Below are 25,713 nucleotides of genomic sequence, written 5' to 3'. Positions count from 1 at the left end.
CACCCGTCTGGACCCGATCAAAGCCAAAAACAACGCCATCAAAAAGCTCAACAACCTCGGCTTCAACGTCACCATAACCCCCGCTACCGCAGCCTGACAGCCATCACCTTCGTATTAGGAAGCGGGGGCCGCGGGAACGCCGAGCGGGGTGCCGTTGCCCCAGCCGGCGTCCACTGCTGCCTGTGCGAGCGCACGGGCCATCGCATCGCCGTCGGGAGCGGGAGCGCCGTTCATGGGCGCAGAGGTGACGTATGGCATTTCGAGCGTTTCGTCGCCCCGGACAGCCGTGAGGACAACGTTCGCGGAGGCGCCCCCGGCCTCGCCCCGGAAGTAGCCGGTCCACTGCAGGCAGGCGAAGTCACCGATTCCGGTGACGGGTGAGCAGCCGGGCGCCGACTTCGCTGTGGAGATGTCCTGCGATGAGGCGGGCGAGGTGAGTGCCACCGACAGGGCCGTGATGCCTCCGTCCATGGACTTGCTCGAATACGTGCAGAGGTAGGCCTTGCTTCCGGGTGGCCTGTCACTGCTGTTCTGGCCTGCAGGCATGATCCCGGGTACGACTTTCGCGGCAATTTCAGGAGTGATGAGGTCGCAGGCAGGGCTGGTCCCACCGGTGGAGGGGCGGGGTGCCGGCGCCGGAGTGTTTTGGTTCCCGGGCTGCGAACACCCGCCAAGCAAAGCGGACGCAGCAAGGAACATGACGGGTAGGGCCGCGGGGGTTCTCACGGGGTGAAGCCTGGAGGAGTTACCCCGGCCAGGAAGTCCTCGGCGAAGCGCTTCACGCCGTCCCACTCGGTGTAGACGTAGTCCCGGGACGTGTCCAGGTCCTGGGAGCCCCTGTCCTTGGCGATCTTCTTCATCATCTGGCGTTTCAGGAAGTTGTAGTGGGTGTACATCAGCGCACCGGAGAACATCGCTACATGGCGGGGGTGCCAGCCGGTCTCCTCCTCGAACTTTTCCACGTAGCCCTCCGCACTGGCTTCATCCCCTTGGGCGGCAAGGCTGACCGAGACCAGGGCGGACGGCAAACGATCAAGTTCGCTGCGGTTCTTGCGGACAAAGTCCGCAACATAACCCTCGTGCTTGCCAACATGCACCGACGCCGCCACGATGACGGCGTCCTGCCCGTCCGGAATGCTGTCCGGAGCATGCTTGAGGTCCGCGGTTTCAGCGTGGTGCCCGTGCGCCCGGATCACATCGGCGATGTACTCCGCTATGTGGGCCGTCTGCCCTTCAACGCTGCCGTAGGCAATGTATATGGAAGCCATGCTCCACTGTGCCTGCAGGGTGCGGTGGAGCAGTAGGGCACAACGTCCCCGGTGCGCGCATACTTAGGCCGGGGCCTTGGGAATAAGGATCCAGAGCACGATGTAGGCCAGTTCGCCGACCCCCACCAGGCCAAAAATGACGAAGCCCAACCGGACCAGGAATTTTGGAAGCCCAAAACGGGCTGCCAGGGCCGCGCACACCCCACCGATGATTTTGCCGCTGCGCGGCCTCACGAGTGCTGCTGACATTTCTTCCGCCTACCCTTCTGATGGCTGGTGCAGGGACGGCCGGGAAATCCGCTGATGGAATTCCCGGCCGTCCCTTTGAGGAGTCTATGCAGGCTGCGCGGAGTGGTCCAGACTCACGGGCTCCTGGAACCCGGTGGATTCCGACGCGCCCCTACAGGTGGACGTGCAGGCGGCGGGCCGCCTCCGAAATGGAGCCACTGAGGGACGGGTAGACGGTGAAGGTGCTGGCGACGTCGTCCACGTGCAGTTTTTGCTTCACCGCGATGGAGATGGGGAAGATCAGCTCCGAGGCGTTCGGTCCTACGACCACCCCGCCGATCACCGTGCCGGAGCCCTTGCGGGCAAAGATCTTCACGAAGCCGTCGCGGTGGTTCCGCATCTTGGCGCGGGCGTTGCTGCGCAGCGAGAGCTTGATGATGTCGCCCTGGTACTTGCCCGAGTCGATCTCAGCTTCCGAGACGCCCACGTTCGCGATTTCCGGGGACGTGAAGATGTTTGAGGCCACCTGGTGCAGCTTGAGCGGGGTGACGGTGTCACCCATGAAGTGCGCCACCGCGATGCGGCCCTGCATGGCCGCCACGGAGGCCAGCGGCAGCACGCCGGTGCAGTCACCGGCGGCATAGATGTTGGGGGCCGAGGTGCGGGACACGCCGTCCACCTTGATGTGGCCGCTTTCGCTGACCGCCACGCCGGCCTCTTCAAGGCCGATCCCTGCGGTGTTGGGGATGGAGCCCAGGCACAGCAGGCAGTGGCTGCCGGTGACCTTGGACCCGTCGCTGAGGGTGACCACCACGCCGTCGTCCGTCCGCTCCACGGTCTCGGCACGGGAGCGCGAGAGGACCCGGACGCCGCGGCGTTCGAAGACTTCCTCCAGTACTACTGCCGCGTCCACATCGGATCCGGGAAGCACCCTGTCACGGCTGGAAATAAGCGTGACCTTGGATCCCAGTCCGTTGTAAGCGGAGGCGAATTCGGCCCCGGTAACACCGGAACCCACCACAATCAGTTCCTCGGGCAGCTCATCGAGGTCATAGATCTGCGTCCAGTTGAGGATCCGTTCGCCGTCCGGCCGTGCCGTGGGAAGCTCGCGCGGATGGGCGCCCACGGCGAGCAGGATGGTGTCCGCCTCGACGGTCTCGGTGCCATCCGCGGTGAGGACTTCAATGGTCCGGTCATCCAGCAGCCGGCCGGACCCGGTGATGATCCGCACGCCCAGGTTCTCCAGGCCGTCATGGATGTCCTTGGACTGGCTGCGGGCCAGGTTCAGCAAACGGTCGTTGATGTGCTTGAGGTCGGCGCGCATCACGGGCACGAAGTCGCCGCCGTCGACGTCGAACTTCACTCCCAGCTCGCCCGCCTCCCCCACGCGGGTCATCAGGTCCGCGGTGGCGATCAGGGTCTTGGACGGAACGACGTCCGTCAGCACGGCCGATCCGCCCAGTCCTGCACGCTCGATGATGGTGACCTGCGCCCCCAGCGAGGCGGCCACCATGGCGGCTTCGTACCCGCCCGGACCACCTCCCAGGATTGCGATCCGGGGGGAACTGAAATCTGGATGCGTAGTCACAAACAATCATTCTCCTGCAACTCCCCCGCACGGCCAAAGAAAACGGTCTCTCAGGAAAACCGGCCCAGGGTGGGCGGCGCGACGGACGGCAGGATAGCTTGTACCAGTGAGTACAACTGACTTCCTGAACACCGATCCCTTTGCCGCCGCGCGTGCCGCTGCCGACTACATCGCCGAGGAAACGGGCGTGGACAGCCACGACGTCGCCCTGGTCCTCGGCTCCGGCTGGGGCGAGGCAGCCGACCTGATTGGCGAAACCACCGCCACCCTGTCCGCCGACGAGGTCCCCGGTTTCCACGCCCCGGCGGTGGAAGGACACGTGGGCACCATCCGCTCGGTCCTGACCTCGGGCGGCAAGCGGGCACTGGTGCTGGGTGCAAGGACGCACTATTACGAAGGCAAGGGCGTGCGCGCGGTGGTGCACGGCATCCGCACAGCGGCTGCCGCCGGCTGCAAGACCCTGGTGCTGACCAACGGCTGCGGCGGGCTGCAGGAAAACTGGACCCCGGGCACCCCGGTGCTGATCAGCGACCACATCAACCTCACCGCCGCCTCGCCGCTGGAGGGTGCCACGTTCGTGGACCTGACGGATCTCTACTCTGCCCGGATCCGTGGACTGGCCCGTGACGTCGACGCCACCCTGGAAGAAGGCGTCTACGCCCAGTTCCCCGGCCCCCACTACGAGACGCCCGCCGAGGTGCAGTACGCCAAGCGCATCGGCGCCGACCTCGTGGGCATGTCGACGGCGCTGGAGGCCATCGCGGGGCGGCACGCCGGCATGGAGGTGTTCGGCATTTCGCTGGTCACCAACCTTGCCGCCGGCATCAGCCCCCAGCCGTTGAGCCACCAGGAGGTCATCGAGTCCGGTCAGGCTGCCGGCCCGCGGATTTCGAAGCTGCTGGCAGAGATCATCGCCCGGCTCTGACCGGCGGCGCGGTCACCCGCGGCGCCCCTGCCACGGGCATTTCGTGGCCGGGGTTGGAAGAAGTGGCGGGCCAATAACGATAGCGTTAGGCCCATGACGTCCTCCGATGCCGAAATCCGCCTGCTCAATGATGCCCGCACGTGGGCTGCCCAAGACCCGGATCCGGTGACGTCGGCCTCCCTCCTCGAGCTCATCCGGCAGGTGGAGAACGGTGTCCCGGCAGCCCGCCAGGAACTCGAGGACAGCTTCCGCGGGACGCTGCAGTTCGGCACGGCGGGACTGCGGGCGGCCCTGGGTCCTGGTCCGAACCGGATGAACCGGGTGGTGGTGCGCCGGGCCGCCGCCGGCCTGGCGGACTTCCTGCTCTCGGCGGTCGGCGAGTCCTCCCCGGGAACCCGGCCGCGCGCCGTCGTCGGCTACGACGCCCGGCACAACTCGGACATCTTTGCCGAGGAAACCGCAGCGATTTTCACGGCAGCGGGGATCGAGACGTTCCTGATGCCTGCGGCGCTGCCCACTCCCCTGCTGGCCTTCGCCGTCAGGGCGCTGGAATGCGACGGCGGGGTCATGGTGACTGCCAGCCACAACCCGCCGCAGGACAACGGGTACAAGGTGTACCTGGGCCGCCATGCCGTGCCGGAGAACGGCAACGGTGCACAGATCGTCACCCCGTACGATGCCGCCATCGCCGCCCGGATCAACGCGGTGGGGCCACTGGATTCGATCACCCTTGCCCCTTCCGGCTGGACTGTCCTGGACGGAACCCTTGCAGCCGACTACGAACGCTCCACGGCCGCGCTGGCCATGCCCGGAGAGTTCCCGGCCCGCGACCTGGGCATCGTCCTGACTCCCCTGCACGGTGTGGGCGGCGGGACCGCGCTGGCGGTGTTGAACGCCGCAGGTTTCAAGGACATCACCTTGGTGGCGGAGCAGGCCGAGCCGGACCCGGATTTTCCCACCGTCAGCTTTCCCAACCCGGAAGAACCCGGCGCCCTGGACCTGGCGCTGGAGTCGGCTGAACGGCTGGGGGCAGACATTGTGATTGCCAACGATCCCGACGCCGACAGGGCGGCCGTTGCGGCGAAAGACCCTGATACCGGCGCTTGGCGGATGCTCCGCGGGGACGAGGTTGGCGCGCTCCTGGGAGCCCACGTGGCCGCCAGGATCGCCGCGGGCAGGGCAACGGACGACGGCGGCACGGAGGAAGGTGCCCAGGGAGTGTTCGCGAATTCGATCGTGTCCTCCCGGCTGCTGGCCCGCATCGCCACAGCGGCCGGTTATGCCCACCAGGAGACGCTGACCGGGTTCAAGTGGATTTCCCGGGTTCCCGGGCTTGTGTACGGCTACGAGGAAGCCTTGGGCTACTGTGTGGCGCCGGATCTGGTGCGGGACAAGGACGGGATCTCGGCTGCCCTGCTGATCGCGGAGCTCGCGGCGGCCGCCAAGGCTGACGGCAAGACCGTCTTCGACACCCTGGACGAGCTCTACCTGCAGCACGGCCTGCACGCCAGCGACCAGCTCAGCATCAGGGTTGCGGACCTGGGGCTCCTGGACGCGATGATGAACCGGCTCAGGGTCTCCCCGCCGGAAACGTTCGGATCATCCGCTGTTGAGGTGTACACGGACCTGGCCGAGGGCAGCGACGAGCTGCCGCCCACGGACGGGCTGTTGTACGTCACCAGGGACCTGACGCGCGTGATCATCCGTCCGAGCGGCACCGAGCCCAAGCTCAAGTGCTACCTCGAAGTAATCCAGCATGTGGGTTCCGCCGCGGAACTGCCGGCCGCCCGCCAGGCAGTACGGGCGGCGCTGGATGACGTGCTCCGCGACGTCAGTGAAGCGCTGGGGCTCTAGCCGCTACAGCTCAACCTCGACCATGCCGTCGCTGATGCGGGTGCGGAAGGTGGCGATGGCCAGGCCGGGCGTGCTGAAGCATTCACCGGTTTCGAGGTCGTAGACCTCTTTGTGCAGCGGCGAGGCGATGGTGGGGCGCTCCCCGCGTGAGCCCAGGATCCCGCGCGCCATGACGTGTGCTCCCGTGGCAGGGTCCTCGTGCGCAACCGCGAAAACCTCGGTGGCGCCCGTGCGGAAGAGGGCAATCTGGCGTCCCGCAACCAGGGCTGCCTCGCCCCAGGCAATCTCCAGGTCCTCCACCGGGCACACGCTGTGCCAGCCGCCCGTGATCCCGGATACCGCCTCGTCAAGGCCGGCTTCGAGTGCCCCAAGTTCCAGTGTTGCCGTCATGTCCGGCTCCTCTCCCTGTGCGGGTAATCCTTCTCAGTGGGCCGCCTTTGCAGCCGTGAACCACGCTAGGCTCCGGGTGTTTCAGAGGCGTGCAGTGAATGTGTCCGGCGCGTAAAAGACACCTCACACGGCCGGAAATGCGTTCGTGATGCAGAAGTTAAGTTGACGAAACAATTGGGAAACTGAAGCGAAACTGCGTCTCCCTAGTCTGGATGGACAGCTCGACAGAGAAGGCTGCAGTTCCACTGCGGCCCATGCGAAAGGCCATCAGTGACCGAACAGACTTCAAGCACAGAGACTCCGCGCCGCATCGTCGTCGCCGGCGGCGGCCCCGCGGCTCACCGTTTTGCGGACGCAATGCATGCCCGTGGCCTCGATGGCTGGCATGTCACGGTCCTCACTGAGGAAGCCCACCTGCCCTACGACCGTGTTGCCCTCTCCAAGGCCCTCACGGACAAGGACGTGGACCTTACGCTGGGAACCGCAGCCATGTGGGACCACCCATCCCTGGAGCTCAAGACCGGCGAGCGGGTCATCAGGATCAACGCCGGGGCCAAGACCGTGGAGACGGCTGCCGGCAACACCTTCGAATACGACGAGCTGGTGGTGGCCACCGGCTCGAACGCCGCACGCCTGCCCATCCCGGGCGCCGAACACACGCACGTCTACCGCACCCTCGAAGACGTATGGGCCATCAACGAGGCCATCGCCGGGCTGAAGGAGAAGCTGGGCCGCAAGGTCAACGCAGTCACTATCGGCGGCGGCCTCCTTGGCCTCGAATCCGCCGCCGGCACGGAGCAGCTGGGCGCCAACCCGATCGTCATTGACGGATCGCAGTGGCTGATGGCCACGCAGCTGGACGAAGGCGCCGGCCAGGCCATGGGACGGCTCATCAAGGCGAAGGGCTTCGAAGTCCACGGCGGCGTGTTCCCTTCAGAAGTCCTGTCCGACGACGACGGCCAGGTCACCGGCGTCCTCATGGCGGACGGCCGCATCATCGAAGCAGACATGGTCATTGTGGCCATCGGCGTCCGGCCCCGTGACGAACTCTTCCGCGCCGCCGAGGGCGAGGAACAGGTATTCAGCCTGGGTCCCCGCGGCGGCGTGGTCATCAACGACTACTGCGAAACCGAAGTGCCCGGCATCTGGGCCATCGGCGAGGTGGCCAACTTCGGCGGCATGTGCCTGGGCCTGGTTGCCCCCGCCAACACCATGGCGGAGATTGTGGCCGACCGGCTGCACGGCGGCGACGCAACGTTCCCCGGCTTCGACACCGCCACCAAGCTCAAGCTCTCCGGCGTTGACGTGGCCAGCTTCGGCGATGCGTTCGCCAAGACCGAACACGCCCTCGAAATCGTGTACGCCGACCCCGCCCGCGGCGTGTACCAGAAGATCGTCACTACAGACGATGCCAAGACCCTCCTGGGCGGTATCTTCGTGGGCGACGCCTCACCGTACATGAGCCTCCGCCCGCTCCTCGGCCGCGAGCTTCCCGCCGAACCCGGCGCGTTCCTCACCGCGGCAGGCGGCGGCGAAGCCCCCGAAACGGAACTTCCGGACGACGCCACCCTCTGCTCCTGCAATAACGTCACCGCCGGCAGCATCCGCGACGCTATCAACGGCTGCGGCGCCTGCGAGGGCAACGCCCCCGTCCAGGAACTGGGCGAGCTGAAGGGCTGCACCCGCGCCGGCACCCAGTGCGGTTCCTGCGTGCCGATGCTCAAGAAACTGCTGGAAACCGAACTCACCAAGTCCGGCGTCGAGGTCTCCAAGGCCCTCTGCGAGCACATCGAACTGTCCCGCCAGGAACTGTTCGACGCCATCCGCGTCCTGGAACTCACCTCCTTCGAAGAGATCATGGCCAAGTACGGCACCGGCGCAGGCTGCGACATCTGCAAGCCCACCATCGCCAACATCCTGGCCAGCCAGAACAGCGCCTACGTGCTGGACGCCGGCCGCGGCACCCTGCAGGACACCAATGACCGCGCCCTGGCCAACATGCAGAAGGACGGCACCTACTCGGTGGTCCCCCGCATCGCCGGCGGTGAGATCACCCCCAAGAAGCTGGGCGTGATCGCCGCCGTCGCCGAAAAGTACAACCTGTACACCAAGATCACCGGCGGCCAGCGGATCGACATGTTCGGTGCCCGCCTGGAGCAGCTGCCGGAAATCTGGAAGGAACTGGTGGACGCCGGTTTCGAATCCGGCCAGGCCTACGGCAAGAGCCTGCGTACGGTGAAGTCCTGCGTCGGTTCCACCTGGTGCCGCTTCGGCGTCCAGGACTCGGTGGCCATGGCCATCCAGCTGGAACTGCGCTACCGCGGCCTGCGGAGCCCGCACAAGCTCAAGATGGGCGTCTCCGGCTGCGCCCGCGAATGCGCCGAGGCCCGCGGCAAGGACGTGGGCGTCATTGCCACCGCGGACGGCTGGAACCTGTACGTCGGCGGCAACGGCGGCGCAACGCCCGCCCACGCGCAGCTGCTCGCCAAGGACCTCGACGACGAAACGCTGATCAAATACATCGACCGCTACTTCATGTACTACATCCGCACCGCCGACCGGCTGCAGCGCACCGCGCGGTGGCAGGAAGAGCTCGACGGCGGCATCAAGCACGTTGAGGACGTCGTGGTCAAGGACACCCTGGGCATCGCCGCTGACCTCGAGGCCGCCATGGCCAAGCACGTGGATACCTACATCGACGAATGGGCTGACACCCTGAAGGACCCCGAGCGGCTGCGCCGCTTCCGCTCCTTCGTCAATGCACCCGACCAGAAGGACGACTCCATCACCTTCGTCCCGGACGAGCGCGGCCAGATGCGCCCCGCCACCGCCGAGGAGAAGGCGGCAGCCGCCCAGCAGCCAGTCCTGATTGGCGCTTCCATCCCCCTGAGGTCCCGCGACGAGAACGAGGTATAGGCATGCAGCTCAGCATTGATCTCACCGGCCGTGAAGTACTGGTGACGGGCTCGGACCACGCTGCCCGCCAGGCGGTCCGCCGCTACGAAGCCGCCGGCGCCGTCGTCTACCGCCTCAGCACTCCGCAGGGCTCGGCGCACGACGGCCCGCTGCCCGAACGCCCCTTCCTGGTGGCGGCCGTGGAGGACGGACAGCCCGGCTGGGAATCCCTCCTTGGCCGCTGCCGCGACACGGGGATTCCGGTCGCTGTGGAGCCGGCTGCCGGCACCCCGGGCCACGTCACCCTGGTGGGCGGCGGCCCCGGCACCACCGAGCTCCTCACCGTCGCCGCCGTCAAGGCCCTCCGTGACGCCGACGTGGTGTTCTACGACCGGCTGGCCCCGTACCAGGAGCTCCCCTCCCTCACCTCGGCCGAACTGGTGGACGTGGGCAAGAAGCCCGGCCACCACAAGGTAAGCCAGGGCGACATTGAGAAGCTCATGGTGGAGAGCGCCCTGGCCGGCAACAATGTTGTCCGCCTCAAGGGCGGGGACCCGTATGTCTTCGGCCGTGGCGGAGAGGAAGTTGCCGCCTGCGTGGCCGCCGGCGTCAAGGTCCGCGTGATCTCCGGCGTCACCAGCGCCATTTCCGTCCCGGCTGCCGCGGGCATCCCCGTCACCCACCGCGAAGTCAGCCACATGTTCACCGTGGTGTCCGGCCACGCCCCGCTGACCGAGAAGGAGCACCAGCACCTTGCCGGCCTCGGCGGGACCATCGTGGTGCTGATGGGCATCGGAACGCTCCACCAGCTCGCTGCCGGACTCCGCCGGGCCGGGATGCGGGCTGACATGCCCATGGCCGTGGTGGAGCGCGGCTACCGCCCCGGCCAGCGCACCACCATCGCGGACCTGGGCACCATCGCCTCCGCCGCCGCCGGCTGCAGCAACCCCGCCGTGCTGGTCATCGGCGAGGTGGTTCGCGTGGCTGAAGCCAACCGCGGGCATGCCGAGGCCGCAGCCGACCTGGACAGGCTGGCGGCCTCGCTGCTGGGTTCGTGAAAGGATTGACCCCCATGACTGCACTTGCACCGGCCGAACCACCGCAGGTCAAACGAACGCCTGAAGAAGCACCCGACGCCGCAGAGGCTCCACTGGAGGGTTTCCGCATCGGTGTCACCTCGCACCGGCGGTCCCAGGACCTGATCGAGGCGCTGGAACGCCGCGGGGCGGAAGTGCTGCACGCCCCCGCCCTGAAAATCGCACCCGTGCAGGAGGACATGCGGCTCATCGAGGACACCCGTGCCATCATCGCGGCGCGGCCGGACCTCTGCATCGCCACCACCGCCTACGGGATGCGGCGCTGGTGCGAGGCCGCGGATTCCTTCGGTATTGGCGAGCAACTGCTCGAGACCCTGGGCGCCTGCCGGATGTTCGTCCGCGGACCCAAAGCCCGCGGTGCGGTGCGCGCCGCCGGCCTCGCCGACGTCGGAATAAGCAGCGACGAAACCACCGCAACGCTGGTGGACATGCTGCTGGCCGAGGGCGTGCGCGGGAAAACCGTTGCCGTGCAGCTGCACGGCTACACCGATGTGCGGCAGCTGGAACGCCTGCGCATGTCCGGCGCCACCGTCCTGACAGTCACGCCGTACCGCTGGGTGAAGCCCGACGGCGAGGACCGGCTCCCCCGGCTCATCGAGGCTGCCTGCAGCGGGAACCTGGACGTCCTCACCTTCACCAGCGCACCCGCGGTGGATGCCATGTGGAGCACCGCCCACGAAATGGGCGTCTACAAGCAGCTGATCGAGAGCCTGAAGACCAACGTCACCACGGCAGTGGTGGGTCCGGTCACGGCGCAGCCCCTGCTGGATGCCGGCGTGACACCGCTGATCCCGGAACGGTTCCGGATGGGTGCGCTGATCCGGCTGGTGTGCGAGCACCTCGCGCTCAACCACGTGCGCCGGCTGGATACCCGGTCCGGCAACATCGAGCTGCGCGGCCGCAGCCTGCGCATCAACGGGCAGCCGGTGGAGCTCGCCCCCGCACCGCTGCTGCTCCTGCGCGCCCTGCTCGGTGCCGGCGGCGCGGTCCTGTCCCGGGAATCGCTGTCCGACCTGCTGGAACTCCGCGGTTCCGTCCACGCCCTGGACATGACCGTCAGCCGTCTCCGCTCTTCGCTGCCTGACGGCCGCCTGGTGGAAACTGTGGTGAAGCGCGGCTACCGTATCCGCGTCTAGGAGTCCGGAACGGACAGCACCGACGGGCAGCAGCACAAGGCAATTGTGTCGGCCAGCTGGCGGATGAGAGGCAGGTCACGGGTTCTGTTACCGGCCGGTAAACACTGGCGAACACCGGGCCTTTAAACAGCAACTGCCGGGAAACACGCCGGAAAAGGCACGGGCCTACGCTGGGTTCCATCACGAAGTTCCGGCCGCTTCCGGCCGCCAGCGAAAGGGCCAGCACATGTCCGCTCCGGCACCCTCCACATCCACCTCCGCCGCCACCCGCATTGTCATCGCGGGGGCAGGTCCTGCTGCCCAGGCGCTTGTCAGCCAGCTGGACCGGGCCCGTTTCACCGGCACCATCACCGTGCTGAGCAACCGGGACGACACCCCGGAGGAACTGCTGGAGCTGGCGCTGCTGCCGCAGGTCTCGGTCCGGTTCGGCCAGCCGGCAAGCCACATCGACGCCGTCAACCGCACCGTGGCCACCGCGGACGGCATGGAATTCGCCTACGACCAGCTGGTCATCGCCACCGGATCGGCACCCGTGGCCAGCCCGGTGGAAGGAGCGGGCGCCTGCCTGAGCTACTCCACCATTGACGATGCCGCCCGCATCGGGGAGGCCGTCAGCGAGGTAGCCAGGGAGCTCGGCCGCCGCCCGCTGGGCATCCTGGTGGGCAACGGCACGGCGGCCGGCCAGGCTGAGGCCGTGCTCCGCGCCCAGGGCGTCCGCCCGGTCCGCACCACAGCCCGCCCGGCCGCCGTCGTTCCCGGCACGTCCGCGTCCGGCCTGGCTGCGTCCGCGGTGATCTTCGAGGACGGCAGCAGCATGAACGGTGACCTGGTGGTTCTGGCGGAGGAGCGGGTCTCACGGGACGGACTGGCCGCCAGCGCCGGCCTGCGGACCGCGCCCAGCGGAGGGATTGTCATCAGCCAGGACTTCCGGACGTCGGTTCCCGGCATCTGGGCCCTCGGTGACGCCGCAGCGTTCGACGGCGTCCGGCTGGGCCTGCTGGTTGCGGCGGCTTCCGCTGCGGGCGCCTGCGCCACCCAGCTGCTGACCGCGGCCTCGGCTGACTCGGGCGCCGTCCCGCTGCAGGCAGCGGCCTGACGGCACGAAGGGACGCCTCCCGCCCCCGGGGCAGGCGGCGATCCTTGCTGTGGCAAGATGGTTCCGAAACGAGTCATGGGCGTTACAACGCCCGGCCCACAGGCCCCTGGAGAGGACCATCATGAGCAACGAAGCCACCCCTTCCGTTCAGACCACAGCCACCGGCGCCGCAGGTTCCGGCAGAATAGCGTCCTACATCGACCACACGCTGCTGAAGCCTGAGGCTGGGGAAGCCGACGTCCTCAAGGTATGCGCGGAAGCGGCCGAATACGGTTTCAAGTCAGTCTGCGTCAACCCCATCTGGGTCAAGACCGTCAAGACCGCGCTCAGGGGCACCGGGGTCCTCACCTGCTCGGTGGTGGGGTTCCCGCTGGGTGCCACACCCACCGACGTCAAGACCTTCGAAGCCCGCGGCGCGGTGCTGGACGGGGCCGATGAAGTGGACATGGTCATCAACATCGCCGCTGCAAGGGCCGGGGACAAGGGCGCGCTCGTTGAGGACATCTCCTCCGTGGCCGAGGCAGTGCACGCCAGCGGCGCGATTCTGAAGGTCATTATCGAAACGGCGCTGCTCACCGACAGCCAGAAGGTCACGGCCTGCCAGGCGGCTGTGGAAGCCGGCGCGGACTTCGTGAAGACCTCCACCGGCTTCAACGGGGGCGGTGCAACAGCGGAGGACATCGTCCTGATGCGCGCAACGGTGGGACCCGGCCTGGGCGTCAAGGCCTCCGGCGGGGTACGCTCCCTTGCGGATGCGCAGGCTATGATTGCAGCTGGTGCAACACGTATTGGTGCCAGCTCCGGGATTGCCATTGTGAACGGTGAACAGGGTTCGTCGTCGTACTGAAGGCACCGGAAGCCGCCACAGATTGAGCCCCGCGGGGCCGAGGAGGAATTATGTCCAGCAAGATCACGGCGTCCAGCCAGGGCTCATCGTCCCACGAAGGGACCATCCAGACCCCGCAGAACGAGAACAAGCTCGGCACGAGCATCCTCCTCTTTGTCGCCATGATCGCGCTGTTCCTGGGAGCCGTGTACTCCCTCTCCTTCCTCACGCTGGATAACCCCTGGCCCATGGCAGTCTGCCTTGCGCTGTTTGCCCTGGCCTTCTGGATTCCGCAGAGCATCCTGGGACGCTCAGACTCCGCCGGCGAACACTAGGCACACGAAACCACAAAGAACCCTTGGACCGGACGGTCCAAGGGTTCTTTGTTGCTTAAGGTTCAGAACCAGATGCGCGCCCACGCCACCGCGGCGTCGGCCGCGCGGCCCCAGTGGGCGTGGGCCAGGGACCAAGCGGCCACGGACAGGCCCACCATGGCGTAGGCGCTCACAGGAATCAGGACAAGCCACTCGCGTTTTGACCCGGCCCGTCCCAGCAGCGGGAGGGACAGCGCCCCGTTGGGCCGCCACACCTGGCGCAGCAGCGGCACCCGGCGCAGGGGTTTGGGCGGCCTGACCACGAGCGGCCACAGCAAAGGAACACCGCCGGTGGTCACCAGGTCCCCCACGATATGGACCACAACGCCGGTCAGCATGGAGACCGGAAGCCAGGTCCACTGGTCCGGCGCGAACCAGGTGACCAGCCCCGCCATGGTCAGCGCGAAGATCCAGTTGCTGATGAACCCCGCCTTCGGGAACAGCTTCAAGGCCTTGGCCGCAATGTTGATCATGAACATGCACAGCAGCCCTGCGCCCACGGAAAGCAGGCCCCAGTCCGTCTGCAGCTGGACCTGCCCCGCCAGCGTGGCCAGCAGGACAAAGAAAGCCGCACCCAGGACGGAGTGCGTTCCCTGGCGGTGCCCGCCGCTGGCATTTTCAATCCCGACGGCAATCACGTTGGACAGCGGCGGCAGGGAATTCGCAACTGTGCTGTGCCGGTGATCCCAGTCGCACACCAGGGCTGTTCCCGCCGTCGCCATTCCACCGATCAGGATCCCGGTGGCGTCCAGCGGATACCAGCCCAGCGTGTACGGGCCCGTCGAGGCAATAGCCACCCACGCCGCGGCTCCCGACGCGGCGTGGTGTCCTCCCATCATGCGGCTATCCGCTGACTGCCGGAGCGGTGAGCGGCGCGTCGGAGAAGATGTTGCGGATGACTCCGTTGGCCCAGTCCAGGATCTCCGCATCCTGCAGGTCACGTCCGCCGATCCTTGCCGTCTTCGGCTTGGGGACCAGCACGGCATCAAGAGCAGGCTTGGACTGGGACCCCGGATACATCCGGTTCAGCCGCATGACCTTGGATTCCGGAAGGGTGGCCGGCGAGAATTTGATGAAGTTGCCCTGCAGGGCAACATCGGAGAGGCCGGCTTCACGGGCGCCCACGCGGAAGCGGGCCACGGACACAAGGTTCTGGGCCGGCAGCGGCGGCTCTCCGTACCGGTCCACCAGTTCTGCCAGGACCTCGTCGATGGCCTCGTTGGTGAGGGCAGCCGCGAGCTTGCGGTACGCCTCCAGGCGCAGCCGCTCCCCCGGCACGTAGTCGTGCGGAAGGTGGGCGTTCACCGGCAGTTCGATCTTCATCTCTGCTGCCTTTTCCTCGGCCTCGCCGCGGAAGTCCGCCACGGCCTCGCCCACCAGGCGGATGTACAGATCGAATCCGACGCCCTGGATGTGGCCGGACTGTTCACCACCGAGCAGGTTGCCGGCACCACGGATCTCCAGGTCCTTCATGGCCAGCTGCATGCCCGCGCCGAGCTCGTTGTGCGTGGCCACGGCCTTGAGCCGCTCCAGGGCCACCTCGCCCAGCGGCTTCTCCGACGGGTAGAGGAAGTAGGCGTAGGCGCGTTCCCGGCCGCGGCCCACGCGTCCGCGCAGCTGGTGCAGCTGGGACAGGCCGTATTTGTCCGCGCCGTCCACGATCAGGGTGTTGGCGTTGGAGATGTCCAGCCCGGTCTCGATGATGGTGGTGCACACCAGGACATCAAAGCGCTTCTCCCAGAAGTCCACGATGATCTGTTCCAGGCGGCTTTCGGACATCTTGCCGTGCGCCACCTCGACCCGGGCCTCGGGCACCAGCTCACGGATCTTTGCGGCCGTCCGTTCGATGGTGGACACCCGGTTGTGGACGAAGAACACCTGGCCTTCGCGCATCAGCTCGCGGCGGATGGCGGCGGAGGTCTGCTTGTCCGTGTACGGGCCCACGTACGTCAGGACCGGGTGCCGTTCCTCCGGCGGAGTGGCCAGGGTGGAGGTTTCGCGGATGCCGGTGAGGGACATCTCCAGCGTGCGCGGGATGGGGGTCGCGCTCATGGCGAGCACGTCCACGTTGGTGCGCATCTTCTTGAGCGCTTCCTTGTGCTCCACCCCGAAGCGCTGTTCCTCGTCCACGATCACCAGGCCAAGGTCCTTGAACTCGAAGTCCTTGGACAGGAGCCGGTGGGTGCCGATCACCACGTCCACGGTGCCGTTCTTGACGCCCTCCGCCGTCTCCTTGGCCTCCTTGGACGCCTGGAAACGGGACAGCGGCTTCACGCGCAGGGGGAAGCCGGAGAACCGTTCGGTAAACGTTTCGTAGTGCTGCTGGGCCAGCAGCGTGGTGGGCACCAGCACGGCCACCTGCTTGCCGTCCTGGACCGCCTTGAACGCGGCCCGCACGGCGATCTCCGTCTTGCCGTAGCCCACGTCACCGGAGACCAGCCGGTCCATGGGGATCTCGCGCTCCATGTCCGCCTTGACCTCGTTGATGGTGGTCAGCTGGTCCGGCGTCTCCACGTAGGGGAAGGCTTCCTCCAGTTCCCGCTGCCAGGGGGTGTCCGGGCCGAACGCGTGCCCGCGGGACGCCATCCGGGCAGAGTACAGCCGGATGAGCTCCCCGGCGATCTCCTTGACGGCCTTGCGCGCCTTGGACTTGGTGCTGGCCCAGTCCGCGCCGCCCATCTTGCTCAGGACAGGGGTATCGCCGCCCACGTAGCGGGTCACCTGGTCCAGCTGGTCCGTGGGAACGAACAGCCTGTCCCCCGGCGCGCCGCGCTTGGACGGGGCATACTCCAGCACCAGGTACTCCCGCACCCCGGCTGTATCTTTCGAGCCGCCGACGGTGATCTTGCGCTGGATCAGTTCCACGAACTTGCCGATGCCGTGCTGTTCGTGGACCACGTGATCGCCCGCCACGAGCTGCAGCGGGTCCACGGCGTTGCGGCGTTTGGAGGGCATGCGGCGCATGTCCTTGGTTGACCCGGCGGAGGTACGGCCCAGCAGGTCGGCTTCGGTGAGCAGGCCCAGTTTGAGCCCGTCCAGGACAAAACCGCGTCCGACGGCGGCAGTGGTCACCTCGATGATGCCCGCCTGGGGCTCGTGGTCCAGGCTGTCCACCCTGGCGCAGGGGATGTCGTTCTCGTGGAACAGCTCGGCCAGGCGCTGGGCAGGTCCGGGGCCTTCAGTGGCGACGACGATCCGCCACTGGTCCCGGACGTGGGAACCGATGAACTCCATCATCTCGGCCACATCGCCCTGGTAGCCCCGCGGTTCCCGGGCATGCAGGTTCAGGACGTCGATATCCGGGAGCAGTTCCTCGTCCTGCGCCAGCGACGTGATGGACCACCAGGAGACCCCGTGGTCCAGGGAGGAGCTGCGCGTTTCCGTGAGGGAGCGGAAGCTGGCGGAATGGAGCGCGGCGCTTGCCTGCGAGCTGAGGTCCAGCGGCGCCGTCCCGCCGTCCGAAGCCGTGGACCAGGCGGCCTCGAGGAACTCCTCATTGGTGGCGGCGAGGTCGTGGGCACGGGTGCGGACTTTCTCGGGTTCGATGACCACCGAGATCGAGCCTGCGGGCAGCTGTTCCACGAACGGGACCATGGCGTCCACCAGCACGGGAGCCAGGGATTCCATGCCCTCCACGGCGATTCCGCCGGCGATCTTCTCAAGCATGTCTGCCGCTGCCGGGAGCTGCGCCTTGAGGGTGGCTGCCCGGGACATCACGGACGGGGTGATGAGGATTTCGCGGCAGGGCGGGGCGTGCAGCTCGGTGGGGTGGTGCAGCCCGGGCGAGGACAGCGAGCGCTGGTCTGCCACGGCGAACCAGCGCATCTGGTCCACTTCGTCGCCAAAGAACTCCACACGGATGGGGTGGTCCTCAGTGGGCGGAAAGACGTCGATGATCCCACCGCGGACAGCAAACTCACCGCGGTGCGTCACCATGTCCACCCGGGCGTAGGCGGCGTCGGAGAGGCTCCGCACCACCTCGGTGAAGGGCCGTTCCTGGCCTACCTTCAAGGTGACCGGGACGAGCTCGCCAAGGCCCGCAACCACCGGCTGGACCACGGCGCGGACGGGAGCCACCACAATCCGGAGCGGGCCCGCCGTCGACGTTTCCGGGTGTGCCAGGCGGCGCAGCACGGAGAGCCGCCGGCCGACGGTGTCCGAACGGGGCGAGAGCCGCTCGTGGGGCAGGGTCTCCCAGCTGGGAAACTCGGCCACGCAGTCCGCCGGAAGGTAGGCCCGCAGCGCCGCCGTCAGGTCCTCGGCCTCCCGGCCCGTCGCGGTGACGGCCAGCACGACGCCGGACCCGCCGTCGTCGTTCCCTGCGGCGGCTATGCCGTCCGCCATTTCGGCCAGCAGCACCGCCCGCAGCCCGGCGGGTGCACTGATCTGGTAGTCCTGGCCACGGACCGCGAACCCGCGGGCAGCCTCGGCACGGACGCGCGCGAAGGTCTGGTCCGCGGCGAGTGCGCGGCGGAGTCCGTCCAGGGACGGACCGTGAGTGGACGGGCCGGGAAGGCTCATGGCAGAAGCTCCTGTGGTGTTGCGGGAAAGCAGGCAGCGCGAAAACCCGAAATTCGCTGCGAATCCCGGGTAAACCCAGCCTACCGCGCAGCTCCGACAATGCGCGCTGGCACAGGACCAGCGCGCTGGCGCGGGGCTAGGCTGGGCAGGGACGGACGAGTCCGGCAGCTGATGCCGGCGGCAGTCTACGAAAGCAGCCGTCCAGACCGCGGGCCGCTCCGAATGGCCTGTGGACGATAAGGAGCCACCATGACTGAAACCAGCAGCACCCCGCGTTCTTCCAGGACTGTCCTGGTCACCGGAGCCACCGGCTACATCGGGGGCCGGCTTGTGCCCAAGCTCCTTGAGGCCGGCCACACGGTCAAGGTCCTGGTGCGCTCGCCGGACAAGATTGCCGGAGTGCCGTGGCGGGACCAGGTGGAGGTGGTGGAAAGCAGCCTTGACGACGGCGGAGCGCTGCGGAAGGCGCTGGACGGCGTCGACGTCTTTTACTACCTGGTGCATTCCATGGCGGCCGGGTCAGGGTTTGAGGCCAAGGAGCAGGCCATGGCCCGGACGGCAGCGGAAGCCGCTGCGGCCGCGGGCGTTGGCAGGATTGTCTACCTCGGCGGGCTGCACCCCACGGGGGTCGAACTGTCCACCCACATGCGTTCCCGGGAAGCGGTGGGGAAAGTCTTCCTGGACAGTCCGGTGGACGCCATCGTGTTCCAGGCCGGCGTGGTGATCGGGTCAGGCTCGGCGTCCTTCGAAATGATCCGCCACCTTTCCGAGACGCTGCCGCTGATGCCGGCCCCCAGCTGGGTCCGCAACCGGATCGAAGCCATCGCGGTGCGGGATGTCCTGTACTACCTTGTCTCGGCGGCATCGCTCGAGGGGCCGATCAACCGCACGTTCGACATCGGCTGCCGGCAGGTCCTCACCTACGCCGGAATGATGAAGGAATACGCGGCCGAAGCCGGACTCCCCTACCGGGTGGTGCTGGCACTGCCCGTCCCGGCGCCCAAGCTCGCCGGCATGTGGGTTGCCCTGACCACCCCCATCCCGTTATCCATGGCTGTTCCCCTGGTCCAGTCCCTCCAGCATGATGCCGTGTCCGACGAGCACGACATCGACGAGTTCATCCCGCAGCCCGAGGGCGGGCTGACCAACTACCGCACCGCCGTCGCGCTGGCCCTTGGCAAGGAACGCGACGGCCAGGTCCAAACAACGTGGGCCAATGCGGGGGCGGCGGCCGATCCCCTGCCCAGCGACCCCGACTGGGCCGGACACAAGGTCTACATCGACGAGCGGACCTTCCACGGCGACGTGGACCCCGCGCACGTGTGGACAGTGATCGAGGGTATCGGCGGGCGGAACGGCTGGTACTCCCTCCCCCTGGCGTGGCAGGTCCGCGGCTGGCTGGACAAGCTGACCGGCGGCGCCGGGCTGCTTCGCGGACGCCGCCATCCCCATACCCTGGCCACCGGAGAGGTTGTTGACTGGTGGCGTGTGGAACGCATCGACCGAGGAAAGCTGCTGCGGCTGCGGGCGGAGATGCGGGCGCCGGGACGTGCCTGGCTGGAGCTCTCCGTGGAGCCCGACGGGACCGGAAGCCGCTACCGCCAGCGGGCCATCTTCTTCCCCAAGGGGCTTAGCGGGAGGCTGTACTGGCTGGCCGTGCTGCCCTTCCACAGCCTGATCTTTCCGGCCATGGCGCGGAACATCACCACCGCCGCCCAAAAGATCGCGGATGCGGAGCACGCAGAGCAAACCCCGTAGGATGTGTGGAGTTAAAACCGTTCCGCACGTCCCAGGAGGACACATGGCCCTGAGCGCAACCACCACCCTTCCGCACTCCGTCGACAACGTGGCAGCTGTCCTGGTGAACGAGGATTTCCAGCGCCACGTCAGCCAGCTCGTGGGCGGCTCGCTGGAGTCGTTCAACGTGGACGGGGACGTTGCCGGAGCCTTCAGCGCCACCTCCGTGCGGACCCTGCCCACCACACGCCTGCCCGAGATTGCCCGGAAGTTCGTGGGTGAGCACCTCAAGGTCACCCAGGTGGAGAACTGGGACGCCCCGGCTGCGGACGGCTCCCGCCAGAGCAACATCTCGCTGAAGATTGCCGGCGCACCCGTTGACGTCACCGCCGTGCAGCGGCTGGTGGCTGCCGACGGCGGCACCCGCGTTGAGCTTGAAGGGGCAGTAAAGTCCTCGGTGCCGTTCCTTGGCGGGAAGATCGCCGATGCCGCGGAGCCGATGGTGGCCAAGGCCCTGAACCTCCAGGCCAAGCAGGCGCAGGCCTGGCTGGAAAGCCACTAAGCCGTGGAACTGCCCGTTTTCGCCTCGCTGGTGCTGGTCGTTGCGGGAGTCTGGTCCCTGGTGGTCTGGCCGCAGTTCCTGCGCCGGGTCATGAAGGATCCGCGGGCCCGTGACTCCGCCGGGAAAGCCACCAGGTTCCTTACCGTCCATGTGGTGCTTGTCAGCATCTCCATGGTGTTGGGCGCCGCCACTGCCGCCATCGGCATCATGGCGATGGCCGGCTGACGGGCCTGCCCCAGGAACAGCAGTGTACTGATGAAGGCCCTCTTCCCGTCGGGAGGAGGGCCTTCTGTTGTTCCAGGGAACCCGGAGGAGCGCGCCGGGTCAGGCGGCCTGGTTGAGCGCGTCCTCCGCCGCAACCCAGGAAATCATGGCGCACTTGACCCGTGCCGCATAGCGGGCCACGCCTTCAAACGCCGCCGCATCCCCCAGCAGGTCAGGATCCGCGGAGACCTTCCCGCGTGAGCGCAGGACTTCCCGGAAGCTGTCGATCGCGTTGTGCAGCTCGGCCACTGTCATGCCCTCGGCCAGTTCACTGAGCACGGACGCGGACGCCATGGAGATGGAGCATCCCGCCCCGTCCCACGAAACCTGGGCCACTTTTCCGTCCTCGACGGCGACCCGCAGGGTAACTTCATCCCCGCACACGGGGTTGAGCTGGTGCGACTGGCCGGTGTGCGCGCCCTCGGGCGCCGCTGTCCCCGCAAGGCCGCTGCCGTGCCGGGCCTTGGAATGGTCCAGGATGATCTGCTGGTACAGCTGGTCAAGGCTCATGGTGTTACCTTCGGTCTTCCCTGCTAGGCGCGGAAATAGGCCCGCACGCCGGCGACGGCATCCAGGAACTGGTCGACGTCGTGCGTTGTGTTGTACAGGTAGGCGCTTGCCCTGGTGGTGGCGGTCAGCCCCAGCCTGCGGTGCAGCGGCTGGGCGCAGTGGTGGCCCACGCGCACGGCGATTCCCCTCGAGTCCAGGAACTGCCCCACGTCATGGGCATGGACACCCTCGACATCGAACGCGGCAAGCCCGATCCGTTCCTTGCCGGCGGACGGACCCAGGACGCGGATTCCCGGGATGGACTCCAGCCCGGAAACCATGCGCTGGCCGAGCCCGGTTTCCCACTGGTGGATCCGGTCCAGGCCCGTTTCGGTCAGGTAGTTCGCCGCTGCCGCGAGCGCCACGGCCTGGGAAATCCTCTGGGTACCGGCCTCGAAACGCTGCGGTGCAGGAAGGTATTCAGCGCGTTCCATGGTGACGGTGGTGATCATGGAGCCGCCGGTGAGGAAAGGCGGCAGGATGTCCAGCAGCTCCTGTTTCCCGTACAGCACCCCGATTCCCGTGGGGGCAAGCATCTTATGGCCGGAAAAGACGGCAAAGTCGACGTCGAGTCCCTTGACGTCCAGGGGCAGGTGCGGGGCTGACTGGCAGGCGTCCAGCACCACCAGCGCGCCGGCTTTCCGGGCCAGTCCCACAAGCTCTGCAACGGGGTTGATGGTCCCCAGGACGTTCGAGGCGTGGGTGAACGCCAGCACCCGGGTCCGGTTGCCGATGATGTCCCCGGCCAGGTCCATGCGGAGGGATCCGGCGTCGTCGATGGGGATGTAGCGAAGGGTGGCCCCGGTGCGGAACGCCAGCTCCTGCCAGGGGATCAGGTTGGCGTGGTGCTCCATTTCCGTCACCACAATTTCATCGCCCGGGTTCAGGGCAAGCTGTTTAAGGCCCGCGTCACCGCGGCCCTGGGCAGCCCACAGTCCTGCATTGGACAATGCATAGCTGATCAGGTTCAGGCCCTCGGTGGCGTTCGATGTCCAGATGGTCTCCGCGTAGTCAGCGCCGATGAAGTCGGCAATCGTCTGCCGGGCATCCTCGAACACCTCGGTGGCCTCCACGGCGAGATGGTGCGCGCCACGGTGTACCGCGGCATTGCGCTGCTCGTAGAATTCCTGCTCAGCTTCAATGACGCTTAGGGGGTTCTGGGAGGTGGCCCCGGAATCGAGATAGACCAGGGGCTGGCCATTGACCAGCTGGTTCAGGACCGGGAAGTCGTTGCGGATGCGGAGTACCTCGGCGTCATCCATGACCGGCAGGGCGCGCTCCAGCGTGGGCGGCGTTGATACTACGGCCAAGACGTACTCCTTGAGATGCCAACCAATGACACTCAATTGTCCCACAGCACGGCTGTGGCGGCCGCCCGGAAGGGGCAGCCGCCACGTCCGCTCCGGGCTTCAGCCCCGCGGATTGGAGGGCCGGCGACGGCTGGGGGGAGAGTCTCGGTCTCAGAAGACTCTGACGTCGCCGGCCCCGTCTGGCCCGGTCACCGTGACCGGAAGCTTGCGAGACCTTGAACTTCTCAGGCGGGGTTTTGCGGCCTGCGTACCGGCCGCTTCCTTCACCTCTTTAAGTAAAGCCTGCGGGGACCGGACGTACACGAGTAGGCAGTACTCGAATTCCGGGACCGGGTACTACCGGGACCCGGGGGTGGATACCCGGCAGGGCATGCGTCGAACCGCGACAGGGCGCCATGAGCAACCCCCAAAGGGCACAGGGACCCACGGCCGCGCCCACTAGAGCAGCCTGGAGGGGGTATTCTCTGTGCCGGCTACTTGGGAAGCGCCGAGTCCAGCTCGTCCCGGCTGCGCACGCCGAGTTTCACGTAGGTGCGGTACAGGTGGCCCTCCACAGTCCTGACGGAAACCATCAGGCGCTGGGCGATCTCGCGGTCCGTGAGGCCCTGCACGGCGAGCTCAACGATGTCCTGTTCACGCCGGGTGAGATGGACAGCGGGGGCCGCCGCAATGAACCGGCCCTCCCGGAACCGCTCGCCCAGTTCGTGGTCACACTTTTCACGCTGGGCCACTGCCTGCCTGGACCGCCGCCGCTCCCCAGCCTGCTCCAGCACCGTGCTGGAACGGGCATAGGCCTCACGGGCAAGGTTGACGAAGCCGGATTCCTCCAGCGTGGCGGCCGTTTCCATCAGGGCATCCCCGTCAGCGGCTTCCCAGTCAGTGGCCAGCTTCAGCAGTGCCGCAGCCCAGCGGCCCTCCACGGCGCGGGCCGCGTTTTGCACCATGGGGATCACCGAGGCGTCTCCCAGGTCCCAGCACAGCGACAGGAGCTCCAGCAAAGTGCCGGCCCTTGACGAGGCCTCCGTGGTGGTCACCAGGGTGTGCAGCGCGGCGAGGCCCTTGCCGTCGCGGGCCAGGTACTCTGACGCGGCGGCACCGTAGGCGTCTGCCAGGAACTCATGGGCGGGACCTCCTGCCACCGCATCCTTGCAGTCCTGTTCCAGCCGCTTTGCCTGGGCGGTGTCACCCAGCCGTGCGGCGACGTAGAAACCGAGGGCCGAACCGAATCGGAACAGCTGGAGTGGATCGCTCAGCCTGAGCGCTTCAACCGCGGGCAGCAGCAGCTGGTAGGCCCGTTCCATCCGGCCTTGCCGCAGCATGGAATAGCCGCGCAGCACCTGCAGGCTGCCGTTGAACGTCCCGGTCCCGGCAGCATGTCCTGAAGCGTAGCTCTCGAGTTCACGCTCCGCGGATTCCCACTCGCCCATGGCAAGGTAGTCGATGACCAGCCGCCCCAGGACGAACTCGGAATAGAAGAACAGGTCGCCTTCCAGCGTTGGCAGCTCGGACGCGGCAAGGAGCGCGGAGTCGAGACCTTCCGAGGCCCGACCCGCCGCGGCAAGGGCATGCGCCAGCAGCGCCTCGCCGATGGCCGTCAAAGGCTCGCCGGCGTTTCCCGGCGAGCTGCGGTTCCGGATGTCCACAACACGGCTGCACAGCGCCTGCACATTGACGTCCGCGCCGGACTGCAAAAGCTGCAACAGCTCCTCCTGCCCCGCCCGTGTTGCCTCCGGCAATTCCTGGTGGCGCTCCCGCACGTCCTCTGCCAGGTCAGCCAGGGGGCGGCCCGTTGCCTGGTGGGCGGACGTCCACAGCAGCAGGACCGACGTGCCGTGGGGGTCCCCGGCCAGCTGCAGCCAGCTGTCGTCAAGCAGCGCTGCAGCTTCTGCGTAGGCGCCCTCGTTGTACAGGGCGCGCGCCTGAACGGCGTGCGCAAGGTGGACCAGGCCAGGATCCTGCACCTTGGCAGCGATGGAGCGGGCGCTGTGATTCCGGAAGCGGGCCAATGCCTCACGCGCGGCATCCAGCATGTCGGCGTCGGATACCCGCAGGCCGCATTCAAGGGACCATTCCACAAACCGCAGCCGGCCTTCCCCGCGGAGGCTGGCGGGGTCCTGCTGCTCCCGGATTTTCTCCAGCAGCTGCAGGCTCCGGGACACGGAGATGGTGTTCCTGATGGCCTTTGCAAACAGCCCGTTCCAGATGGTGAGTTCAGAGGGGACACCGGAGTTTTCCACAACCATCTGCTGGTCCAGCAGGGAGCGGACAACTACCGCCCCGCAAATGTCCTCGATCACTTTCCGGCCCACAGGTCCGGCGAGCGCGATGAATTTCAGGGCTTCCTGTTCCTCCGCCCGCCGCCGGAGGTGATCCTTGGTGACCACGGCCGTGAGGCGGGCCCCGTCCGTTGGCAAGGAGCCCAGCAGGACCCAGATTCCGTTCCGTTTGGCCAGTATCCCGGACTCCGCGGCATCATGAAGCAGGGCATCCAGGACGCGCGGGTTCCCTCCCGAGGCGCTCCAGACGGCGTCCACGGTGGCGTCAGGGACGGTGCCGTCCAGGACGTGGGCAAGGACATCCTCGATCTGCTCCCGGTTCAGTGGCCGCAGGTCCACGCGTTCGGCCAGGCCGTCATACCAGAGCTGGTCCAGTGGCTGCGGCAGGCCTGGCCGCGGCCTTGCCGCCGCCACCACCGTTGCCCAGCCGGCTGAAATCAGCTCCGCCACCACCCCGGCGGAATCCTCGTCCAGGTAATGCGCATCATCAACGATGAGCAGGACGGGCGCCCCGTTGCCGGCCTTCACTTCCTCGAAATAGCTCCACATGGACCGCAGGACGGCGACAGGAGAGACCGAATCCTCGGCAGACAGGTCACCGGTATAGGGGGTCAGGACACCGAACGGGACCGCGGCGAGGGCGGAACTGCCATGCATCTGCAGCACGTTCATTTCCCCCGTAAGGCGCTCGGAAATGGCCTCGGTGAGGGACGACTTTCCAATGCCGGGGCCCGCCATGATAAAAACCGCCTGGCTGGTGCGGTTCCGGACAATGTTGCAGATCCGGTCCAGCGGCTCTTTCCGCCCTGTGAGGAAA

At 67.2% G+C, this 25,713-nt stretch carries 21 protein-coding genes and 1 pseudogene; 11 read left to right on the top strand and 11 right to left on the bottom strand.

Annotated features, from left to right (window positions below):
- The 5 genes and pseudogenes from NFU08_RS21005 to NFU08_RS09450 form a co-directional block, all read right to left on the bottom strand.
- Positions 1-81, bottom strand: a pseudogene (locus tag NFU08_RS21005) (hypothetical protein); the annotation flags it as partial.
- A 33-nt stretch (positions 82-114) separates the two neighbouring features.
- Entirely contained in the window at positions 115-546 is a 432-nt protein-coding gene (locus NFU08_RS09465; protein ID WP_174175649.1) for a hypothetical protein, read from the bottom strand.
- Between the two features lie 176 nt (positions 547-722).
- Positions 723-1,268 carry a flavodoxin domain-containing protein gene (locus tag NFU08_RS09460; RefSeq protein WP_251422516.1) on the bottom strand — a complete coding sequence of 182 codons (546 nt, stop codon included), beginning with the start codon at positions 1,266-1,268 and terminating at the stop codon, positions 723-725.
- A gap of 63 nt (positions 1,269-1,331) precedes the next feature.
- Positions 1,332-1,517 carry a PspC domain-containing protein gene (locus tag NFU08_RS09455; RefSeq protein WP_174175645.1) on the bottom strand — a complete coding sequence of 62 codons (186 nt, stop codon included), beginning with the start codon at positions 1,515-1,517 and terminating at the stop codon, positions 1,332-1,334.
- Between the two features lie 151 nt (positions 1,518-1,668).
- Positions 1,669-3,084 carry an NAD(P)H-quinone dehydrogenase gene (locus NFU08_RS09450; RefSeq protein WP_174175643.1) on the bottom strand — a complete coding sequence of 472 codons (1,416 nt, stop codon included), beginning with the start codon at positions 3,082-3,084 and terminating at the stop codon, positions 1,669-1,671.
- 106 nt (positions 3,085-3,190) lie between these two features.
- On the opposite strand from NFU08_RS09450, the gene NFU08_RS09445 reads away from it, so the two are divergent.
- Positions 3,191-4,009 (top strand): purine-nucleoside phosphorylase, encoded by an 819-nt coding sequence (locus NFU08_RS09445; RefSeq protein ID WP_174175641.1) that lies wholly within the window; start codon positions 3,191-3,193, stop codon positions 4,007-4,009.
- A gap of 93 nt (positions 4,010-4,102) precedes the next feature.
- Positions 4,103-5,863 (top strand): phospho-sugar mutase, encoded by a 1,761-nt coding sequence (locus NFU08_RS09440; protein WP_251422512.1) that lies wholly within the window; start codon positions 4,103-4,105, stop codon positions 5,861-5,863.
- A gap of 3 nt (positions 5,864-5,866) precedes the next feature.
- Here the strand turns inward: NFU08_RS09440 and nirD are convergent, their stop codons facing one another.
- Positions 5,867-6,253: a nitrite reductase small subunit NirD gene (gene nirD, locus NFU08_RS09435; RefSeq protein ID WP_251422509.1), complete on the bottom strand. Its 387-nt coding sequence runs from the start codon at positions 6,251-6,253 to the stop codon at positions 5,867-5,869.
- A 270-nt stretch (positions 6,254-6,523) separates the two neighbouring features.
- Here nirD and nirB point away from each other — a divergent pair, with 270 nt between their 5' ends.
- The 6 genes from nirB to NFU08_RS09405 all read left to right on the top strand — a co-directional run bounded on the left by nirB (position 6,524) and on the right by NFU08_RS09405 (position 13,638).
- Entirely contained in the window at positions 6,524-9,169 is a 2,646-nt protein-coding gene (gene nirB, locus NFU08_RS09430) for a nitrite reductase large subunit NirB (RefSeq protein ID WP_251422506.1), read from the top strand.
- 2 nt (positions 9,170-9,171) lie between these two features.
- Positions 9,172-10,206 (top strand): uroporphyrinogen-III C-methyltransferase, encoded by a 1,035-nt coding sequence (gene cobA, locus NFU08_RS09425; RefSeq protein WP_251422503.1) that lies wholly within the window; start codon positions 9,172-9,174, stop codon positions 10,204-10,206.
- 14 nt (positions 10,207-10,220) lie between these two features.
- Positions 10,221-11,381, top strand: a complete 1,161-nt coding sequence (locus tag NFU08_RS09420) for a uroporphyrinogen-III synthase (RefSeq protein WP_174175631.1) — start codon at positions 10,221-10,223, stop codon at positions 11,379-11,381.
- Positions 11,382-11,607: 226 nt separating this feature from the next.
- Positions 11,608-12,477: an FAD-dependent oxidoreductase gene (locus NFU08_RS09415; RefSeq protein WP_251422499.1), complete on the top strand. Its 870-nt coding sequence runs from the start codon at positions 11,608-11,610 to the stop codon at positions 12,475-12,477.
- Positions 12,478-12,598: 121 nt separating this feature from the next.
- Entirely contained in the window at positions 12,599-13,324 is a 726-nt protein-coding gene (gene deoC, locus NFU08_RS09410) for a deoxyribose-phosphate aldolase (RefSeq protein ID WP_251422496.1), read from the top strand.
- 50 nt (positions 13,325-13,374) lie between these two features.
- Positions 13,375-13,638 carry a hypothetical protein gene (locus tag NFU08_RS09405; protein ID WP_174175624.1) on the top strand — a complete coding sequence of 88 codons (264 nt, stop codon included), beginning with the start codon at positions 13,375-13,377 and terminating at the stop codon, positions 13,636-13,638.
- 62 nt (positions 13,639-13,700) lie between these two features.
- On the opposite strand, the gene NFU08_RS09400 is transcribed toward NFU08_RS09405, so the two are convergent.
- Together NFU08_RS09400 and mfd are read right to left on the bottom strand one after the other, a co-directional pair.
- Positions 13,701-14,516 (bottom strand): metal-dependent hydrolase, encoded by an 816-nt coding sequence (locus NFU08_RS09400; RefSeq protein ID WP_251422493.1) that lies wholly within the window; start codon positions 14,514-14,516, stop codon positions 13,701-13,703.
- A 4-nt stretch (positions 14,517-14,520) separates the two neighbouring features.
- Complete coding sequence (mfd, locus tag NFU08_RS09395; RefSeq protein ID WP_174175620.1) at positions 14,521-18,198, bottom strand: transcription-repair coupling factor; 3,678 nt, start codon at positions 18,196-18,198, stop codon at positions 14,521-14,523.
- Positions 18,199-18,447: 249 nt separating this feature from the next.
- On the opposite strand from mfd, the gene NFU08_RS09390 reads away from it, so the two are divergent.
- The 3 genes from NFU08_RS09390 to NFU08_RS09380 are packed head-to-tail and all read left to right on the top strand — an operon-like array spanning position 18,448 to position 20,722.
- Positions 18,448-19,956, top strand: a complete 1,509-nt coding sequence (locus tag NFU08_RS09390; protein ID WP_251422490.1) for an SDR family oxidoreductase — start codon at positions 18,448-18,450, stop codon at positions 19,954-19,956.
- Between the two features lie 43 nt (positions 19,957-19,999).
- Positions 20,000-20,497 (top strand): DUF2505 domain-containing protein, encoded by a 498-nt coding sequence (locus tag NFU08_RS09385; protein ID WP_251422487.1) that lies wholly within the window; start codon positions 20,000-20,002, stop codon positions 20,495-20,497.
- Between the two features lie 3 nt (positions 20,498-20,500).
- A complete protein-coding gene (locus tag NFU08_RS09380; RefSeq protein ID WP_174175614.1) occupies positions 20,501-20,722 on the top strand; it encodes an SCO4848 family membrane protein in 222 nt (73 codons plus the stop codon).
- A gap of 99 nt (positions 20,723-20,821) precedes the next feature.
- On the opposite strand, the gene sufU is transcribed toward NFU08_RS09380, so the two are convergent.
- The 3 genes from sufU to NFU08_RS09365 form a co-directional block, all read right to left on the bottom strand.
- Complete coding sequence (gene sufU / locus NFU08_RS09375; RefSeq protein ID WP_174175612.1) at positions 20,822-21,271, bottom strand: Fe-S cluster assembly sulfur transfer protein SufU; 450 nt, start codon at positions 21,269-21,271, stop codon at positions 20,822-20,824.
- Between the two features lie 23 nt (positions 21,272-21,294).
- Positions 21,295-22,620 (bottom strand): SufS family cysteine desulfurase, encoded by a 1,326-nt coding sequence (locus NFU08_RS09370; protein ID WP_251422484.1) that lies wholly within the window; start codon positions 22,618-22,620, stop codon positions 21,295-21,297.
- Between the two features lie 473 nt (positions 22,621-23,093).
- A complete protein-coding gene (locus tag NFU08_RS09365; protein WP_251422481.1) occupies positions 23,094-25,634 on the bottom strand; it encodes a LuxR family transcriptional regulator in 2,541 nt (846 codons plus the stop codon).
- Positions 25,635-25,713 lie beyond the last annotated feature (79 nt).

Origin of the sequence: Pseudarthrobacter sp. NCCP-2145, from assembly GCF_023708005.1 — a bacterium.
GTDB classification, from domain to species: Bacteria; Actinomycetota; Actinomycetes; order Actinomycetales; family Micrococcaceae; genus Arthrobacter; species Arthrobacter oxydans.
Note: the sequence above shows the minus strand (reverse complement) of the source record. Positions and strands in the feature narration are given on the sequence as shown.

Excerpts from the sequence above, each read along its gene's own strand:
- NFU08_RS09460 (WP_251422516.1), bottom strand. The coding sequence starts at position 1,268 with ATGGCTTCCATATACATTGCCTACGGCAGCGTTGAAGGGCAGACGGCC.
- NFU08_RS09400 (WP_251422493.1), bottom strand. The coding sequence starts at position 14,516 with ATGATGGGAGGACACCACGCCGCGTCGGGAGCCGCGGCGTGGGTGGCT.
- NFU08_RS09440 (WP_251422512.1), top strand. The coding sequence starts at position 4,103 with ATGACGTCCTCCGATGCCGAAATCCGCCTGCTCAATGATGCCCGCACG.
- mfd (WP_174175620.1), bottom strand. The coding sequence starts at position 18,198 with ATGAGCCTTCCCGGCCCGTCCACTCACGGTCCGTCCCTGGACGGACTC.
- sufU (WP_174175612.1), bottom strand. The coding sequence starts at position 21,271 with ATGAGCCTTGACCAGCTGTACCAGCAGATCATCCTGGACCATTCCAAG.
- NFU08_RS09465 (WP_174175649.1), bottom strand. The coding sequence starts at position 546 with ATGCCTGCAGGCCAGAACAGCAGTGACAGGCCACCCGGAAGCAAGGCC.
- cobA (WP_251422503.1), top strand. The coding sequence starts at position 9,172 with ATGCAGCTCAGCATTGATCTCACCGGCCGTGAAGTACTGGTGACGGGC.
- NFU08_RS09365 (WP_251422481.1), bottom strand. The coding sequence starts at position 25,634 with ATGGCGGGCCCCGGCATTGGAAAGTCGTCCCTCACCGAGGCCATTTCC.
- NFU08_RS09455 (WP_174175645.1), bottom strand. The coding sequence starts at position 1,517 with ATGTCAGCAGCACTCGTGAGGCCGCGCAGCGGCAAAATCATCGGTGGG.
- NFU08_RS09420 (WP_174175631.1), top strand. The coding sequence starts at position 10,221 with ATGACTGCACTTGCACCGGCCGAACCACCGCAGGTCAAACGAACGCCT.
- NFU08_RS09385 (WP_251422487.1), top strand. The coding sequence starts at position 20,000 with ATGGCCCTGAGCGCAACCACCACCCTTCCGCACTCCGTCGACAACGTG.
- NFU08_RS09390 (WP_251422490.1), top strand. The coding sequence starts at position 18,448 with ATGACTGAAACCAGCAGCACCCCGCGTTCTTCCAGGACTGTCCTGGTC.
- deoC (WP_251422496.1), top strand. The coding sequence starts at position 12,599 with ATGAGCAACGAAGCCACCCCTTCCGTTCAGACCACAGCCACCGGCGCC.
- NFU08_RS09415 (WP_251422499.1), top strand. The coding sequence starts at position 11,608 with ATGTCCGCTCCGGCACCCTCCACATCCACCTCCGCCGCCACCCGCATT.
- nirD (WP_251422509.1), bottom strand. The coding sequence starts at position 6,253 with ATGACGGCAACACTGGAACTTGGGGCACTCGAAGCCGGCCTTGACGAG.
- NFU08_RS09405 (WP_174175624.1), top strand. The coding sequence starts at position 13,375 with ATGTCCAGCAAGATCACGGCGTCCAGCCAGGGCTCATCGTCCCACGAA.